We start from the raw sequence: 17477 nt of genomic DNA on the forward strand, positions 1-17477 counted from the left end.
ACCTGCGGGGTGGTGGGGGGCGTTGCGGGGTGACGGGGTTGAGGGCAGGAGCTGGACCTGCGGGGTGGTGGGGGCGTTGCGGGGTGACGGGGTGGGATGGGGGGTGCGGTCCTTGGGACCTGCGTGTGGTGGTTTGGGGTGGGGCGGGCGGGTTCTTGGGGTGGGCGATGTGGTGCGTGGTGAGGGGCGGGGGGTGCTTGGGGTTGAGGGGGTGGGCCTTGGGGCTGTCCGTGGGTGGACAGCCCCAAGGGGTGGTGGGGTTAGTTGGGGCGGCGTTTGTGGGTGGTGATCCAGAGGGTGGCGCCTGCGAGGATGGCCAGGATGCCGAGGAAGATCAGTTCGGGTAGTGCGGTGACGCCGGTGTGGGCCAGGGGCTGGGTGATCGCCCTGGCCGATGGGGGCGTGGGGGCGGGCGGGGCGGCGGGGGCTGCTTCGCTGGTGGGTGTCGCCTCGCTGGGGGGCGGCGGGGTCGTGGGCGGGGTGGGCTTGGGGATGTGCACGCCCGCGTCGATGGTGTGGTCGACGCCGCCTGCCTGGGTGGGGGCGGTGACGGGGGCGTAGCCGTTGCAGAGGCGGTCGGTGGTGGGTGGGGTGACGTTGGAGTCGCGGACTCGGTCGTCGCCCGCGGTTGGGAGGGTGAAGCGGAGGTCTTCGGCCGGTGGGGTGCCGGGGACGTTGGCGGTCAACGCGGTGCACACGTCGAACTGGACCGTGTACTCCGCTCCCCTCGTGAGTTCGGGGGATGCGCCGACACCGCCGAAGTAGTACTCGCCCGCGGCGTCGGTGCGGGTGGTGGCGATCTTCACGCCGTCGGCGTCCAGCAGGTGCACGGTCGCGCCTTCCAGCGGCACCTCGTCGTCGTGGTACGGGTCCTGGACGCCGTTGTTGTCGCCGTCGAACCAGACGACGTTGCCGATCTGGACCGGTGCGTTCGCGGCCTGGTAGGCGATGTCGCCGAGACCGCCCGCCTTGGCGAAGCCGTTGTCGCGGGGGCCGACGAACTGGTAGCCGTGGGTGGGGTTCTCGTGGCCGGGGCCCACACCGGTGGTCACGTCGTAGAAGCCGGCGCCGTTGGAGTTCACATCCCTGGCGGGGTCCAGTTCGGTGCTGACGACCCACTGCTGCTGCGGGATGAAGGCCACCGACCCCTGGGCCGTCTCCTGGTGCGTGCCGTTGCCCGACCGGCCCGGGTCGAAGAAGTCACCGTGGAAGTACTCGACCACGCCGTCGAGCTGCCTGCCGTTGTTGGCCGTCGTGCCGTGGTTGGGGCACTCGCCCGTGCCCTCCCAGTCGAACCCGCCCGTGGGCTTGGCGCAGGCCATGGTGATGTCGCCACCGGACATGGCGGACTCCGGGGTGTCGTTGCCCGGGCGCGGGTCGAGGCCGCCCGCTCCGATGACGTCGGCGAACCGGTCGCGGAAGCCCAGGATCAGCGAGCCGTCCCGGGTGAAGGCCATGGTGGCCAGTTCGGGCTGCGGGTCGATGAAGACGCCGCTCCTGTTGCGCTCGTCCCAGTTCGCCAGGTCGGCGTCCCACGGGTTCCAGTGGTTGGTCTCGGGTTCGGTGCGCGAGCGGATGACGTAGCCACGCGGGTACGCGAGCCCGTGGGTCAACACCTCGGTGAAGGTCGAGCCGTCGTAGGTGGACACGACGACCTTCAGGTCGGCTCGGTCCTGCGTGCTCTCGGCGGAGCACACACCGCCCACGTACAGCTTCGCGTCGTGCGCGGTGAGGGCGAACGGCCGCCAGTCGTCCGGCGCCGCGCACCCCGGGTCGGGGATGGGCACGGTGTTGGCGACGCCCGGCGCCCGCGCCGCGGTGGCGTCGAAGCTCACCAGCTCCCGGGTCAGCAGGTTCACCGCGTAGAGGGTCGTGCCGTCCTCCGACACGGTGAGGCCGCCGAGGCTCTCCTTGCCCGGCACGTCCACGAATGCCGGGTCCTTGCGCATGTCGACGGCGCCGTGCTCGGTCGCCGTGGCGCCGGGCACCGTGGCGAACAGCTCCGGCTGCCCCGAGCCGTCGACCGGCGTCGTGTAGATCGCACCGCCGCCGCCGGGGCCGTACTCGGTGAAGCGCTTGGCGAAGGCGGACTGGAAGATGCGCTCGCGGTCCTTGTCGTAGGCCAGGCCCCAGGTGGTGCCGACCTGGGACTGCGTGTTGATGACCGTCGGGCACGCCACCTCGTCGGGGCAGGTGCCGCGCGACTCCTGGGCGAACGCCACCAGCGCCCGGCCGCCCGGGTCGGACGGGGTGCCGTCCCGGTTCACGGCCGGGGTCTGCACGGGGACGTAGTAGCGGGTGTCGGGGAGCGTGTGGTCGGCCGGGTTCCAGACGGCGGTGATCACCGACTGGTCCGTGCCCTCGCGCAGGTCCACGAACGAGGTGAAGCTGTCGAAGTGGTCGGGCTTCGTCGAGGCGGGCGCCGCCCGCAGGTAGTCGCTGTAGGGCGCGGGGATCGACACGTCCACGCGGTATTGGCCACCGACGAGCTCCGTCGAGGGTGGCACGACGACCTTGCCGGTCGCGTCCGTCGACGCCCGGACGCGGGCGCCCGTCACATCGGTCACCTCGACGGTCATGCCCTGCTGCGGCGTGTCCATGGTCGTGTTGATGACGCCGGTGCCGAAGAAGTCCCGCAGCACCTGGACCGTCAGCGTGCCGTCCGTGGTCGACGCGCCCGCCGTGGCGCCCCCCGCGACAATCGTGCCCGCGGCGCTGCCGAACAGCAGCAGACCGGTCAGCCCCACGCGGGCCAGTCGTCGAGCGCCGGTCCGCGTTCTGCGGTCTCGTGCCTTGCCGACTCCGCGCACAGCCATAGCTCTCCCCTTGCCGAGTGGATGAAGTCCCGTTACCGGGCAACACATCCGGTTCGGGTCGAGGGCATGCGCCAGATCGCGGGTGCGACCGAGCCTCACTAGGAAACCAAAGACGCGAGCCGGTCCGCTACGGCAACCCGCTGACCTTTCGGGTGAACTTGAGGCACTGTTAGTTTGAGCGCCATGCCGATCCACAAGGAACCCGCCCAGAGGCCGAGGTCGCGGTGGCGGGTCGTGGCCCTCGTCGGGCTCGCCGCCGCAGTGGTCGCAGCGGTGGCTGTCGCGCTCTGCACCGCTTGGGACGACTCGGGTTCGGCGAGTCCGCGCGCGTTGACCGCGGAGGAGACGCAACGGCTGGCGATCGCGAGGTTCCGCAACTTCGAGGCGGGTGGCCGCGCGGTGACGATCACCGTGCCGGATACCGCCGGGGGCCTGGTCATCACCGGATCAGTGGACTACCGAAACCGGCTCGGTTACGGCGTGGTGCGCGGAACCGGGCGCAACACGTCCGGCGATGGGCTGATCGAGTGGACGGACACCACTGTGTTCGTTCACCCGATGGAGGAAGTCCCTACGCGCGCACCGGATGCGCCGCCCACGGCGGGGTGGCATCATCGTCCACTTCAGACAATGGGCAGCACCCTGGACACCACGCTGTCCATCGTGCTCGGGCTCGGCAGCGACCGGCCGGACAACGCCCAGTTGCTCCCGCAGAACGGCGCCGCCTGGCTCGGCCGCGACCAGGTGAACGGCCAGCCGGTCGACGTGCTGCGCGGTCCCGACGCCCACGGCCGGGTCGGGGCGCCGGGCTCGGTGCGCTACTGGCTCGGCCAGGACGGCACCATGCACCGGGTCCGGGCCGAGGTGGCCTCCGAGCCGGAGCCGGTCGTCATCGACTTCGACACGCACAGCCGGGCCGAGGTGCCCCCCGTCCCGACGCGGTGACCGCCCGCCTCAGAGCACCCGCACCAGCGCGCGGTCGGCCAGCAGCGACACCGTCGGCACGAGCACCCCGGCGAGGTCGGGCAGTGCGGGGACGGCGGGCACCGCGGTCGCCCCGGCGGTGGTGGCGCCCGGGAGCTGGGGCTGCGCGGGCGGTGCCGCGACCTCGGTGAACGGGATGCCCCGGGGTGGGCGCGGGCCGGGCAGCGCACCGGAGGGCGAGGGCGATCCGGCCGCGGCCGGGCAGGACGCGATCACCGCGAGCCCGTCGGGCACGGTGCGCAGGTCCGCACCGCCGACGCAGTTGCCGTGCCCCTTCGTCGCCGTGGGGAACGTCCAGCCCACGTCGACGCCGTTCGCCGCGAAGACGTTGTCCAGGACCTGGTTCCCGTTCGCCGGGATGTCCTGGGTCGCGGTGATCACCAGGCCCGCGTGCGCGTTGTCGGTGATCCGGTTGCGGACGACCTGGTTGTCGCTCCCGCCGTCGATGCCCACCCCCGCTCCCCACCCGCCGTCGGCCTGCTCGGGGGTGGCCGCCTGCTGGTTGGCCGCGATCAGGTTGCCCGCGATGACGGAACCCTGTTGCGGGAGCAGCTTCTCCTGGTGGTCGGAGCTGGTGGTGAGGCCGACCCGGTTGCCGGAGAAGCGGTTGCCGACCACGTACAGGTCGCCGCTGGCGTTGGTGCCCTCGAACCCGATCGCGTTCAACTCGGCGACGTTGTCGCGCACCACGACACCGCACGGCTTGCACTGCCCGACGTAGATCCCCGAGTCGGCGCTCCCGGAGGCGTAGGAGGACTCGATCACGCCGTTTCGCGCGGAGAACGCGTAGATGCCGTACAAGCCGTTGCCGGTGGCGGTCACGTGCGAGACCAGGAACGACTCGACGAAGCGGACCTCCTCGTCGCCGGTGTCGTAGCCGCCCTCGCCCGGCGCTCCCTCGATCGCCTTGGCCGAGCCCGTGACCAGCACCCCGTTCTGGGTGTTCCCCTTCACCGTCAGGTTCTCCACGGCCACCCCGGGCGCCGCGACGACGACGCCGTTCGGCTGCCGCAACCGCCCATCCAGCACCACTTCATGCCGAGATTCACCCCGAAGAGTGATCCTCGGCGTCGTGATCTTCACCGGGTCGTGGTACACCCCCGGGGCGACCAGCACGAGGTCACCCGGCTGCGCGAGGGCCACCGCGGCCGAGATGGTCGGCGCGTCGGCCGGGACCCGGATCGTCACGTGCTCGCCGGTCGGACGGTTGCCCTGACGTGCGCCGTCGTCGTCGGAGCAGCCCGAGAGCGCCATCGTCAGGACGGCCAGAACCGCGGCCCGCAGCCGGAAATCCTCCCAAGACATGGCTCGAGTCTGGCACGGGCGACGGATTCGCTTGTGCCACGCGGTGTGTGGCACCCTGCGATGCGTGAACCGCGGCCCGTCACGTCGGACGTTCCTCGGCGCCGCGGGCGCCGCGGTGACCGCTGGCTTAGCCGTCGGGTGCGAGTCCCGTTCCGGTAAACCGCACGGCGCACCCGCTCCCGACGCGCCACCGCCCGCGACGGGCGGGCACCAGGCAGGGGTCGCCGAACCCCGGGACGCCCAGCCCAACCTGCTCGCCGTCGTCGCGGACATCGATGACACCGCCGCGGTGGGCCCGTTGCTGGCCGAGCTCGGCCAGACCATCCTCGCGCTCACCGCGGGCGTCGACCCGCGGCTGCTGGGTCTGGCGCCGGGCGATCTCACCGTGACGATCGGGATCGGTCCCCGGATCGTCCGGCTGTCCGACCCGTCGTTGCCCGGTGCGGCAGACCTGCCGCCCTTCTCCCGGGAGGAGGTCGCCGATCGCGAACGCGGTGGCGACCTGTTGGTGCAGGTCTGCGCGAGCGACCCCCTGCTGCCGTCGGTCGCCGCGGCCGCGCTCCTGGACCGGGCGGGCGACCGGGTGCGCGAGCGCTGGCGGCAGTCCGGCCGACGCGCCTCCGGTGTCGCACTGGGCGAAGGGCGCACCGCACCGCGGAACCTGCTGGGGTTCGTCGACGGCATCGTGGGACCGCACACCCCCGCCGAGCAGGAGCGGGACCTGTGGCTGAGCGCACCGCCGCCGGTGGCAGGCGGCACCATCGTCGTGCTCCGCCGCATGGAACTCGACCTGCGGCGGTTCGCCGGTCTGTCCATCCAGGACCAGAATGCCGTCTTCGGCCGGCATCGCGACACCGGTGTCCCGTTGTCGGGGGGCTCCGCCGCCGCCGGGCCGAACCTCGGGGCCAAGACACCGGACGGCAGGTACCTCGTCCCCGCCGACGCCCACGCGCGCCGCGCGCACTCCAGCGTGGTCGGCGTGGGCCTCATGCTCCGCCGCTCCTACAGCGTTGACGAGCCCGCGCCCGGTCTGCTGTTCATCAGCTTCCAGAACGACCTGCGGACCTTCACCGCCACCCTGACCCACATGGAGCACTCCGACGCGCTCCTCCCGTTCACCAGGACCACGGCGAGCGCGACCTTCCTGGTGCTCCCGGGTTTCGACCGGCGACGGCAACTGGGCTCCACCCTGTTCCCCGGCGGCTGAACCGACCGCCTTGAGGGGTGGCACCTGGTGGCACCACCCCTCGAGGATTCGCCGGTCAGGCGGCCAGAACCTCCGCCTCCTGCTCGGCCAGCGCGATCTGCAGGACCTCGCGGACGTCGCTGACGGTGTGGACGGTCAGTTCCGCCAGGACCGACTCGGGGACGTCGTCGAGGTCGGGGGCGTTGCGGTGCGGGATCAGGACCGTGGTGATGCCCGCCCGGTGGGCGGCCAGCAGCTTCTGCTTGACGCCGCCGATGGGCAGGACCCGGCCGGTCAGGGAGACCTCCCCGGTCATGGCCACGTCGTTGCGGACGGGGGTGCCGGACAGGAGGGAGGCCAGGGCGGTGGTCATGGTGACACCGGCGCTGGGGCCGTCCTTGGGGACCGCGCCCGCGGGGATGTGGATGTGGATGCCCCGGTCGGCCAGGGTGGCGACGGGCAGGGACAGTTCGGCGCCGTGGGAGCGCAGGTAGGACAGGGCGATCTGGGCGGACTCCTTCATCACGTCGCCGAGCTGGCCGGTGAGGGTGACCCCGGTCGAGCCGGTGCCCTCGTCGGCCAGCGAGGCCTCGATGAACAGGACGTCGCCGCCCGCGCCGGTGACGGCGAGGCCGGTGGCGACGCCGGGGGCGGCGGTGCGCTCAGCGGACTCCGGGGTGTGCTTGGGCCTGCCGAGGTAGCCGACCAGGTCGTCGGCGCCGACCGACAGCGGCAGGGCGCCAGAGCCCAGGGCGAGCTTGGCGGTGACCTTGCGCAGCACCCGGGCGATGGCGCGCTCCAACTGCCGGACGCCCGCCTCCCGCGTGTACTCCCCCGCCAGCAGGCGCAGCACCCCGTCGGACACGGCCACCTCGTCCGCGGTCAGGCCCGCGCGCTCCAACTGCCTGGGCAGCAGGTGGTCGCGGGCGATGGTGACCTTCTCGTCCTCGGTGTAGCCGTCGAGCTGGACCAGCTCCATCCGGTCGAGCAGCGGGGCCGGGATCGACTCGACGACGTTGGCGGTGGCCAGGAAGACCACGTCGGACAGGTCGAGCTCGACCTCGAGGTAGTGGTCGCGGAAGGTGTGGTTCTGCGCGGGGTCGAGGACCTCGAGCAGCGCCGCGGTCGGGTCGCCACGGTAGTCGGAGCCGACCTTGTCGATCTCGTCGAGCAGCACGACCGGGTTCATCGTGCCCGCCTCCTTGATGGCGCGCACGATCCGGCCGGACTGGGCGCCGACGTAGGTGCGCCGGTGGCCGCGGATCTCGGCCTCGTCGCGCACGCCGCCCAGCGCCACGCGGACGAACTTGCGCCCCATGGCCCGCGCGACCGACTCGCCGAGCGAGGTCTTGCCGACCCCGGGCGGACCGGACAGCGCCAGCACCGCGCCCGAGCGCCTGCCGCCGACGACACCGAGCCCGCGCTCGTCGCGCCGCTTGCGCACGGCCAGGTACTCGATGATGCGGTCCTTCACGTCGTCGAGGCCCGCGTGGTCGGCGTCGAGCACCGCCCGCGCGCCCGGGATGTCGTAGGCGTCCTCGGTGCGCTCGTTCCACGGCATGTCCAGGACGGTGTCCAGCCAGGTGCGGATCCAACCGACCTCGGGGGACTGCTCGGAGGTCCGCTCCAGCTTGTCCACCTCGGACACCGCGGCCGCGCGCACGTTCTCCGGCAGGTCGGCGGACTCCACGCGGGCGCGGTAGTCCTGTTCCTCGGAAGCGGGCTTGCCGTCGAGTTCGGCCAGCTCCTTGCGGATGGCGGAGAGCTGCTGGCGCAGCAGGAACTCCCGCTGCTGCTTCTCCATGCCCTCCTGGACGTCCTTGCGGATGGTCTCGGCGACGTCCAGCTCGGCGAGGTGCGCGCGGCCCCACTCCAGCAGCTTGGCCAGCCGCTCGCCGACGTCGGCGGTCTCCAGCAGCCAGACCTTGTTCTCGTCGGTGACGTAGGAGGCGTACCCGGCCAGGTCCGCCAGCGCCGACGGGTCGCTCACCGAGGCGACGCTGTCGACCACCTGCCACGCCCCGCGCTGCTGCAGGATCTTGGTGACCAGGTCCTTGTACTCGCCCGCCAGCTCGCGGGCCCGGTCGTCGACGACCTCGTCGAGCGTCTCGACCCGCACCCACAGCGCGGCGCCGGGACCGGTCGTGCCCGCGCCGATGCGCACCCGGCCGGTGCCGCGGACCACGGCCGCGAGCTGCCCGCCGGGCAGCCGCCCGACTTGTTCGACCACCGCCACCGTGCCGACCCGCGCGTATCTGCCGTCGAGCCGCGGCACGAGCACGACCCGCGCGGGCTCGGCGCCGGACCGCGCGGCGTCCACGGCCGACCTGGCCTCGTTGGCGTTGTCCCCGCCGGTCAGCGGGATCGGAACGACCATGCCGGGCAGCAGGACCGTGTCGTCCAGGGGGAGCACCGGCAGCGTCAGAGCCTCGGACATGAAGAACCACTCTCCAAAGAAGTTGAGTCTGACTAGCTCAACCTGAGAAGGCGGAGTGGTGTTCCCGGGGAGTGTTCGCCGTGAGCGAGCGGGGTCCAGGGGTCTTCGCCGCTTCGGGAGCCGACCGGCAGGCAGAGGATGGCCCGGCACCGGGGTCGGAGGACCCCCTCAGCGGATGCCCTTGGCCCGCCGTCCCATCGTCTTGGCGATCTCGCGGTTGGCGTCGCGCTTGGCCAGGTCCTGGCGCTTGTCGTAGGACTTCTTGCCCTTGGCGAGCGCCAGCTCGACCTTGACCTTGCCGTCCTTGAAGTACAGCGACAGCGGGACGAGGGTGAGGCTGTTCTCCTTGATCTTGCCGACCAGCCGGAGGATCTCGCCCTTGTGCAGCAGCAGCTTGCGGGTGCGCCGGGGCTCGTGGTTGGTCCACGTGCCCTGCGTGTACTCGGGGATGTGCAGGTTGCGCAGGTAGATCTCGCCGTCGTCGACCGTCGCGAACGCGTCGACCAGGGAGGCGCGGCCCTCCCGCAGCGACTTCACCTCGGTGCCGACGAGGACCATCCCGGCCTCGTAGGTGTCCACCACGGCGTAGTCGTGCCGCGCCTTCCGGTTCGACGCGATCACCTTGTTCCCGCGCTCCTTGACCATGGCGTGAACTCTACGGAAAGGAGCGCGGGGTCGGCGACGCGGTTACCGGCGCGAGATCCCTGCCGGGCCGGGAACGAGGGGGTGGGTGGCGGGAGAGGTGTTACGTCCGGACGTAGAGGCGGAGGGTGACGTAGCCGGTGAGGCCCGAGATGCCCAAGGCGACCAGCAGCAGCCACGGCGACACCAGCAGGATGTCCAGGCCGTCCACCGAGCGCACCACCCCCGCGTTGATCGGGTCGGCGAGCACGTCGTCGAGGAACATGACCTTCACCAGGACGAGCAGGCCGATGGCCAGCAGGGCGCCGACCAGGCCGGTGACCATCGCCTCCAGCAGGAAGGGGAGCTGGGTGTACCAGCGGGTGGCGCCGACCAGGCGCATGATCCCCACCTCCGTGCGCCGGGTGAACGCCGAGAGCTGGACGGTGTTGGAGATCAGCAGCAGCGCCGCGATGGCCATCACCAGCGCGACCGCGAAGACGACGTTGCGCACGCCGTTGAGGGCGCTGAAGAACCGGTCCAGGAACTCGCTCTGGTCGGTGATGCTGTCGATCCCGGCGCGGCCGCCGTAGCTCTGGGTGATCACCTCGGGCCGGTCCGGGTCGACCAGCTTGACCCGGAACGAGGCGGGCAGCGCCTCCGGCCGGGCCAGCTTCACCAGTTCGGGCTGGGCCTCGAAGATCCGCTTGAACCGCTCGAAGGCCTCGTCGCGGTTCTCGAACACCACCGTCTCGACGGCCGGGTCGGTCTCCAGGGACGTGCGCAACGCCTTGCAGGGGTCGTTGACGCACTCCTTGTCCGTCGCGGACACGTCGTTGGTCAGGTAGACGCTGACCTCGACCTTGTCCTGGTAGAGCAGTTGCGTCTTGTCGATCATCCGCACGACCAGCAGGCCGCCGCCGAGCAGCGCCAGGGAGATGGCGGTGGTGATGATCATCGCGATGGTCATCGTGATGTTCCGGCGAAGCCCGGTCAGGACCTCGCTGAACACGAAGCTGGCACGCATCGGGGGCGGTGTTCCTCGCTGTGTCGGGGCAGGTCGTGGGGTGTTGTCGGCCTAGCGACCGACGCCGTAGACGCCCCTGGCGTCGTCGCGGACCACGCGGCCGAGGTCGAGCTCGACGACGCGGCGGCGCATGGAGTCCACGATGCCGTGGTCGTGGGTGGCCATCAGGACGGTGGTGCCGGTCCGGTTGATCCGCTCCAGCAGCAGCATGATGTCCTGGCTGGTGTCGGGGTCGAGGTTTCCGGTCGGCTCGTCGGCCAGCAGCATCAGCGGCCGGTTGACGAACGCGCGGGCGATGGCCACGCGCTGCTGCTCGCCGCCGGAGAGCTCCGAGGGCATCCGCTCGGCCTTGCCCTCCAGGCCGACCAGCTCGAGCACCTCGGGCACGACCTTCTTGATGGTGTGCCGGGGCTTGCCGATGACCTCGAGCGCGAACGCCACGTTCTCGTGGACGGTCTTGTTCTGCAGCAGCCGGAAGTCCTGGAACACGCAGCCGATGGACTGGCGCAGCCGGGGCACCCGGCGGCGCGCCATCCGCGCGACGTCGAAGTTGGCCACGTAGACCCGGCCCTTGCTGGGCACCTCCTCGCGCAGCAGCAGGCGCAGGAAGGTCGACTTCCCGGACCCCGACGGGCCGATGAGGAAGACGAACTCACCCTTGTCGACCTCGACGGAGATGCTGTCCAGGGCTGGCCGGGTGGAGGTCTTGTAGACCTTGGAAACCTCTTCGAGCCGGATCACGGTGGGCGAGTCTACCTTTTGTCGTTATCGGGCCGTTGCCACGGCCTGGTGGTGAACCTGCTGGTCACGCTGCGTTGCACAACGGCGTCCCGGGCCGACGGGCCGGGCGGGGCGCCACCGCCGGTCAGCTCGTCCGGCGCCAGCGGATCCCCGCCTCGAGGAAGCCGTCGATGTCGCCGTCGAGGACGGCGGCGGGGTTGCCGATCTCGTGGTCGGTGCGCAGGTCCTTGACCATCTGGTACGGGTGCAGGACGTAGGAGCGCATCTGGTTGCCCCACGAGCCCGAGGACGAGTCCTTGAGCGCGTCCATCTTGGCCTGCTCCTCCTGCCTGCGGCGCTCGAGCAGCTTGGCCTGCAGCACGGCCATCGCCGAGGCCTTGTTCTGGAGCTGGGAGCGCTCGTTCTGGCAGGAGACGACGATGCCGGTCGGGATGTGGGTGAGGCGGACGGCGGAGTCGGTCGTGTTGACGCCCTGGCCACCGGGGCCCGAGGAGCGGTACACGTCGACGCGCAACTCCTTCTCGTCGACCTCGATGTGGTCGGTCGTCTCCACGACCGGGGCGACCTCGACCGCGGCGAAGGAGGTCTGGCGGCGGCCCTGGTTGTCGAACGGCGAGATCCGGACCAGCCGGTGGGTGCCCTGCTCGACCGAGAGCGTGCCGTAGGCGTAGGGGGCGGTGACCTTGAAGGTCGCCGACTTGATCCCCGCCTCCTCGGCGTAGTGGGTCTCGTAGACCTCGGTCGGGTAGCCGTGGCGCTCGGACCAGCGGATGTACATCCGCATGAGCATCTCGGCGAAGTCGGCGGCGTCGACGCCACCGGCCTCGGAGCGGATGGTCAGCAGCGCGTCGCGCACGTCGTACTCGCCGGAGAGCAGGGTGCGCACCTCGAGCGAGGCGATGTCGGCGCGCAGCTTCTCGCGCTCGACGTCGGCCTCGGCCTCGGACTCGGCGTCCCCGCCCTCCTCGGCCAGCTCGTACATCACCGGGAGGTCGTCGAGGCGGGCGCGCAGCTCCGCGATGCGGCGCAGCTCACCCTGGCGGTGCGAGAGCCGGGAGGTGATCTTCTGCGCCGCCTCGGGGTCGTCCCACAGGTCAGGGGCCGCAGCCTGCTTCTCCAGCTCGGCGATCTCCGCGCGCAAGCTGTCGAGGTCGATGACGCCCTCGACTCCGGTGAGCGTGGCGGACAGGTCCTTGAGGTCAGCGGCGACGTCCGGGTTCACGTCCGCAGAGGTTACGCGGACGCGGCCGCCGCCGCTGCGGCGGTGGGGGCATTTCCCCCACCACCCTCGACCACGCGAGCCCCGCGGTCAGGCCTTGGGGATGGAGTCCAGCAGCTTGAGCACGGCCTTGGCGCGCGCGACGCCGAACTCGGCGATCGCCTTCCCGTACTGGTCCTCGGCCACCTTGACCGCCGCGCGGGCCGCGTCGTGCTCGGCGGCGTAGGCGGCCTTGGCCGAGTCGATCAGCGCGGTCCGCTGCTTGGCCGTCAGCGTGTTGGCGTGCACCAGGCGCAGGATGAGCGGGCTGCGCAGGTGGTCGGGGCCGGGCTCGCTGGCCAGCCACGCCTTGAAGGCCTTCTTGCCCGCGGCGGTGATGACGTACTGCTGGCTCGACCGGGGGCCCTGCTTGCCGAGGCGGACCAGGCCGTCCTCGGCGAGCGCGGGCAGCTCGCGGTAGACCTGGCTGCGCGTGACGCTGAAGAAGGAGCCGAAGCGTTCGCGCGCGACCGCGACGAGCTGCCCTCCGGTCTGGGGGCCCTCGTGCAGCAGGCCGAGGAGAGCGGCTGCGGTTGCGTTCAATTCAGACACGCCGTCCACGGTGCCACGCCGGCGCGGCGCTGTCCACAGTGGCCACGTCGTTTGGTCCACAATGGCTGATCGCGCTCCGGCACGACCGAGGGCCGTCGCGTGCCACCGAACAGACCAATCCCGACGGCCCGTCCGGAGCAAGATCGGACAGTCGCACGTGGACGTGATCACCGCACTGCCCTGAACGAGTGGATCGCCGTACGCCGCACTACCCGTTCAGACCAATCGCGGAAAACCCGGAACACCCGTCCGAAATCCGCCGAACGAGACCTGAATGTGACTCACGTCACCGATTTTACCGTGCCTGAACCCGGCAGATATTAGGTTGTGCAACAGACGCGCTCCTGTTACCGGATTCCTCACCAAAGTAGGTAGCTTGCATGTCCGCCACGGCTGAGTGCCCGTTTCCCGGGGGGCGGGCCCGCCCGCGGCGCGGCGGCTCATCCCGCGGCGGTGGCGCCACCGGGCACCACTGACCTACCGGGAAAGGCTGGACCGGCGTGATCGGTTTCCTCGTCCGGCGCTTGGCGAACTACGTCGTCCTGTGCCTGGTGGCGACATTCCTCGCGTTCGCGCTCGCGTCGACGACGTTCGACCCGATCGCCGTCCTCGAACAGCGCAACCCGCCGCCGCCCGCCGCCGTGCTGGACGCCAAGCGCGAGGCGCTGCGCCTCGACGAGCCGATCCCGCAGCGCTTCCTGAGCTGGGTCGGCGGCGTGGTCCACGGCGACTTCGGGCGGACCGTGACCGACCGGCCGGTCGCCGACGAACTGCCCCGCCGGGCCGGGGTGAGCCTGCGGCTGTTCCTGGTCGGTGTGGTGCTCGGCGTGGTGTTCGGCGTCATCCTCGGCGTGGTCAGCGCGATCCGGCAGTACAAGCTCAGCGATTACCTGGCGACGCTGTTCTCGTTCATCATCCTGTCGACACCGGTGTTCGTCCTCGGCACGCTGCTCAAGCAGCCCGCCCAGTCGTTCAACGAGCTGATCGGCACCAACTACCTGCAGACGCTGGGCGAGTCGACCCCCGGCTTCGACGGCAGTTGGTTCGCCTCGCTCGGCGACCGGCTGCGCTACCTGATCGTGCCGACCGCGACCATCGCGCTGGGACAGATCGCCTACTACAGCCGCTACCAGCGCAGCGCCATGCTCGACGTGCTCGGCAGCGATTTCCTGCGCACCGCCCAGGCCAAGGGCCTTACCCGGCGGCGGGCGCTGTTCAAGCACGGCCTGCGCACCGCGCTGATCCCGATGGCCACGCTGTTCGCCTTCGGCTTCGGCCTGCTCATCACCGGCGGCACGTTCACCGAGCGGATCTTCGGCTGGTACGGGATGGGCGACTGGCTCGTGGTCGGCGTGGCCACCCAGGACGCCAACATCGTCGCCACGGTCACGCTGTTCATCGCCGTGCTGGTGCTCGTCTCCGGCTGGCTGTCCGATGTGCTCTACGCCGCGCTGGACCCGCGGGTCCGGGTTTGAGGGCAGGGAACAACTCATGACTGTCACCGACGACGGCGCCGCCACCGCCTCCCCCGTCGACCCCACCCCCGTCACCGAGCGCACGCCCAGCCGGGGCAAGCTCGTGCTGCGCCGCTTCCTGCGCCGCAAGTCCGCGCTCTTCGGCCTCGTCGTGGTCGTGCTGCTCTACGCGGTCGCGTTCTCGTACCCGCTGTTCTCGCCGTGGGACTACGCCGTGCCGGACTACCTGGCGTTCCTGACCCCGCCGGACGGCTCGCACTGGTTCGGCACGACCAAGATCGGCGAGGACGTCTTCGCCCAGGTGATGCGCGGGCTGCAGAAGTCGCTGACGATCGGCCTGCTGGTCGGGCTGCTGTCGACCTCGCTGGCCGCGGTCGTCGGCGCGGTGGCGGGCTACTTCGGCGGCTGGGTCGACCGGGTCCTGATGTGGCTGGTCGACCTGCTGCTGGTGCTGCCGTCGTTCCTGATCATCGCGGTGGCCTCGCCCGCCTTCAAGGGCGAGAGCTGGCTGATCTTCGTGGTGCTGCTGGCCGGGTTCTCCTGGATGATCACCGCCAGGATCGTGCGCGGCATGACGCTGACCCTGCGCGAGCGCGAGTACGTCAAGGCCGCGCGGTTCATGGGGCAGAGCCCGCTGCGCGTCATCGCCAAGCACATCGTGCCGAACATGGCCTCGCTGCTGATCATCGATGCGACCATCACCGTGGGCGCGGCGGTGCTGGCCGAGACGGGGCTGAGCTTCTTCGGCTTCGGCGTGCAGCCGCCGGACGTCTCGCTGGGCACGCTGATCGCCTCCGGCACCGAGTCCGCCATCACCTACCCCTGGCTGTTCTACTTCCCCGCCGGGTTCCTGGTGGTGTTCGTGCTGGCGGTGAACCTGTTCGGCGACGGCCTGCGCGACGCGCTGGACCCGTCGGCGGCGGGCAGCCGCAAGCGGGAGAAGAAGATCGACAAGGGGGAGCGGGCATGACCGCGGCCGACAAGCCGTTCGACGGGCCGGTTCTCGAGGTCGACGACCTGCGCGTGTCGTTCCCCAGCGAGGACGGGCGGGTCACCGCCGTGCGCGGACTGGGCTACGCGGTGTCCCCCGGCGAGGTGCTGGGCATCGTGGGCGAGTCCGGCTCGGGCAAGTCGGTGTCCTCGCTGGCGGTCATGGGGCTGCTGCCGGACTCGGCCAGGGTCACCGGATCGATCCGGTTCCAGGGCCGCGAGCTGCTGGGCCTGGGCGACGCGGAGCTCTCCCGGCTGCGCGGGCGCCGGGTGTCGATGGTGTTCCAGGACCCGCTCTCGGCGCTGACCCCGGTGTACACCGTCGGCGACCAGATCGCTGAGGCGCTGCTGGCCCACGGCCGGGGCCGGGTGTCCAAGCAGCAGGCGGCCAACCGGGCGGTGGAGCTGCTAGACCTCGTCGGCATCCCGAACGCCCGCGAGCGGGCCAAGGCGTTCCCGCACGAGTTCTCCGGCGGCATGCGCCAGCGCGCGGTCATCGCCATCGCGATCGCCAACGACCCCGACCTGATCATCGCCGACGAGCCGACCACCGCGCTCGACGTCACCGTGCAGGCCCAGGTGCTCGAGGTGCTCAAGACCGCCCAGGAGGTCACCGGTGCGGGCATCGTCATCATCACCCACGACCTGGGCGTCGTCGCCGGGTTCGCCGACCGGCTGATGGTGATGTACGCCGGGCGGGCGGTGGAGACCGGCCAGGTGGACGAGGTCTACACCCGGCCGCGGATGCCCTACACCCTGGGCCTGCTCGGCTCGATCCCCCGGCTCGACGCGGCCGAGAAGCAGCCGCTGGTGCCGATCGAGGGCCAGCCGCCGTCGCTGACCGACCTGCCGCCCGGCTGCCCGTTCGCCCCGCGCTGCCCGATGGTCGTCGACGCCTGCCTGACCGAGGAGCCGCCGCTGTCGCTGGTGGGCGCGGTCGGGGCGGGTGAGGAGCACCGGGCCGCGTGCATCCGCAGCGCCGACATCGCCGAGCGCGATCCCGCCGCCGCGGAGGTCTTCGGCGTGGCGACCATCGGCGAGCCCGCGATCGCCGCCGTGCCGCGGGCCGAGCGCGAGGTCGTGCTGTCGGTCGAGGACCTGGTGAAGTCCTTCCCGGTCACCAAGGGCACGGTGTTCCGGCGCCGGGTCGGCGAGGTGCGCGCGGTCGACGGCATCAGCTTCGACATCCGCGCGGGTGAGACGCTGGGCCTGGTCGGCGAGTCCGGCTGCGGCAAGACCACCACGCTGATGGAGATCCTGGGCTTGGACAAGCTGATGGGCGGGCGGATCAGCGTCCTGGGCGAGCCGACCGACCGGCTGGACAAGGCCAGGCGCAAGGCCATCCGCCGCGACCTGCAGGTGGTGTTCCAGGACCCGCAGGCCTCGCTCGACCCGAGAATGCCGATCAGCGACGTGCTGGCCGAGCCGATGCAGGTGCACGGGTTCAGCGCCGCGCGCATCGCCGAGCGGGTGCCTGCGCTGCTGGACCTGGTCGGCCTGCGCCGCGAGCACGGCAGCCGCTACCCCGCCGAGTTCTCCGGCGGGCAGCGCCAGCGGATCGGCATCGCCCGCGCGCTGGCGCTGCGGCCCCGGCTGATCGTGCTCGACGAGCCGGTGTCCGCGCTGGACGTGTCCATCCAGGCCGGTGTGATCAACCTGCTCGACGAGCTCAAGGCCGAGCTGGGCCTGTCGTACCTGTTCGTCGCGCACGACCTGTCGGTGGTGCGCCACATCGCCGACCGGGTCGCGGTGATGTACCTGGGCAAGATCGTCGAGATCGGCGAGGTGGACCGGGTGTTCGCCGCCCCGGAGCACCCCTACACCCAGGCGCTGCTCTCGGCCATCCCGATCCCGGACCCGGCCAAGGAGCGCGTGCGCGAGCGGATCATCCTGACCGGCGACCTGCCCAGCCCGGCGGACCCGCCGACCGGCTGCCGCTTCCACACCCGCTGCTTCGTCTACGCGGCCATGCCCGAGGACAGGCGGTCGGTGTGCGTGGACACCGAGCCCGCCCTGAACGGGTCCGGCGACCACTCCTCGGCGTGCCACTTCGCGCGGTCCCGAGAGGTCGTCTGACCCCGTCAG

At 71.2% G+C, this 17477-nt stretch carries 13 protein-coding genes; 5 read left to right on the forward strand and 8 right to left on the reverse strand.

Annotation, left to right across the window (positions count from 1 at the left end):
- Positions 1 to 260: 260 nt before the first annotated feature.
- Complete coding sequence (locus GCL84_RS05115) at positions 261 to 2816, reverse strand: SdrD B-like domain-containing protein (protein WP_156754187.1); 2556 nt, start codon at positions 2814 to 2816, stop codon at positions 261 to 263.
- Between the two features lie 183 nt (positions 2817 to 2999).
- On the opposite strand from GCL84_RS05115, the gene GCL84_RS05120 reads away from it, so the two are divergent.
- Complete coding sequence (locus tag GCL84_RS05120) at positions 3000 to 3761, forward strand: hypothetical protein (protein WP_235926004.1); 762 nt, start codon at positions 3000 to 3002, stop codon at positions 3759 to 3761.
- Between the two features lie 9 nt (positions 3762 to 3770).
- Here GCL84_RS05120 and GCL84_RS05125 read toward each other — a convergent pair whose 3' ends face one another.
- Positions 3771 to 5105: a right-handed parallel beta-helix repeat-containing protein gene (locus GCL84_RS05125; RefSeq protein ID WP_156754188.1), complete on the reverse strand. Its 1335-nt coding sequence runs from the start codon at positions 5103 to 5105 to the stop codon at positions 3771 to 3773.
- Between the two features lie 64 nt (positions 5106 to 5169).
- Here GCL84_RS05125 and GCL84_RS05130 point away from each other — a divergent pair, with 64 nt between their 5' ends.
- Entirely contained in the window at positions 5170 to 6312 is a 1143-nt protein-coding gene (locus tag GCL84_RS05130; protein ID WP_235926005.1) for a Dyp-type peroxidase, read from the forward strand.
- A gap of 55 nt (positions 6313 to 6367) precedes the next feature.
- Here the strand turns inward: GCL84_RS05130 and lon are convergent, their stop codons facing one another.
- The 6 genes from lon to GCL84_RS05160 form a co-directional block, all read right to left on the reverse strand.
- Entirely contained in the window at positions 6368 to 8728 is a 2361-nt protein-coding gene (gene lon / locus GCL84_RS05135) for an endopeptidase La (RefSeq protein ID WP_156754190.1), read from the reverse strand.
- A 168-nt stretch (positions 8729 to 8896) separates the two neighbouring features.
- On the reverse strand, positions 8897 to 9373 hold the full coding sequence (gene smpB, locus GCL84_RS05140; RefSeq protein ID WP_156754191.1) for an SsrA-binding protein SmpB: 477 nt from the start codon (positions 9371 to 9373) through the stop codon (positions 8897 to 8899).
- Positions 9374 to 9473: 100 nt separating this feature from the next.
- Positions 9474 to 10376 carry a permease-like cell division protein FtsX gene (gene ftsX / locus GCL84_RS05145; RefSeq protein ID WP_156754192.1) on the reverse strand — a complete coding sequence of 301 codons (903 nt, stop codon included), beginning with the start codon at positions 10374 to 10376 and terminating at the stop codon, positions 9474 to 9476.
- 51 nt (positions 10377 to 10427) lie between these two features.
- Positions 10428 to 11117 (reverse strand): cell division ATP-binding protein FtsE, encoded by a 690-nt coding sequence (gene ftsE / locus GCL84_RS05150; RefSeq protein ID WP_156754193.1) that lies wholly within the window; start codon positions 11115 to 11117, stop codon positions 10428 to 10430.
- A 124-nt stretch (positions 11118 to 11241) separates the two neighbouring features.
- Positions 11242 to 12339, reverse strand: coding sequence for a peptide chain release factor 2 (gene prfB, locus GCL84_RS05155; RefSeq protein WP_156754194.1), 1098 nt, complete (start codon positions 12337 to 12339; stop codon positions 11242 to 11244).
- An 87-nt stretch (positions 12340 to 12426) separates the two neighbouring features.
- The gene (locus GCL84_RS05160; RefSeq protein ID WP_156754195.1) at positions 12427 to 12927 is read right to left on the reverse strand and encodes a PadR family transcriptional regulator; all 501 of its coding nucleotides are present in this window, start codon (positions 12925 to 12927) and stop codon (positions 12427 to 12429) included.
- 500 nt (positions 12928 to 13427) lie between these two features.
- Here GCL84_RS05160 and GCL84_RS05165 point away from each other — a divergent pair, with 500 nt between their 5' ends.
- Genes GCL84_RS05165 through GCL84_RS05175 form a run of 3 tightly spaced genes read left to right on the forward strand, consistent with a single transcriptional unit; the run spans position 13428 to position 17468 of the window.
- The gene (locus GCL84_RS05165; RefSeq protein WP_156754196.1) at positions 13428 to 14402 is read left to right on the forward strand and encodes an ABC transporter permease; all 975 of its coding nucleotides are present in this window, start codon (positions 13428 to 13430) and stop codon (positions 14400 to 14402) included.
- A 16-nt stretch (positions 14403 to 14418) separates the two neighbouring features.
- Entirely contained in the window at positions 14419 to 15372 is a 954-nt protein-coding gene (locus tag GCL84_RS05170; RefSeq protein ID WP_156754197.1) for an ABC transporter permease, read from the forward strand.
- Complete coding sequence (locus GCL84_RS05175) at positions 15369 to 17468, forward strand: ABC transporter ATP-binding protein (RefSeq protein WP_156754198.1); 2100 nt, start codon at positions 15369 to 15371, stop codon at positions 17466 to 17468. Before GCL84_RS05170 ends, GCL84_RS05175 begins: the two co-directional genes overlap by 4 nt.
- Positions 17469 to 17477: the final 9 nt, after the last annotated feature.

The sequence above is a fragment of the Actinokineospora pegani genome (assembly GCF_009745975.1).
In the GTDB taxonomy this organism is placed as follows: Bacteria; Actinomycetota; Actinomycetes; order Mycobacteriales; family Pseudonocardiaceae; genus Actinokineospora; species Actinokineospora pegani.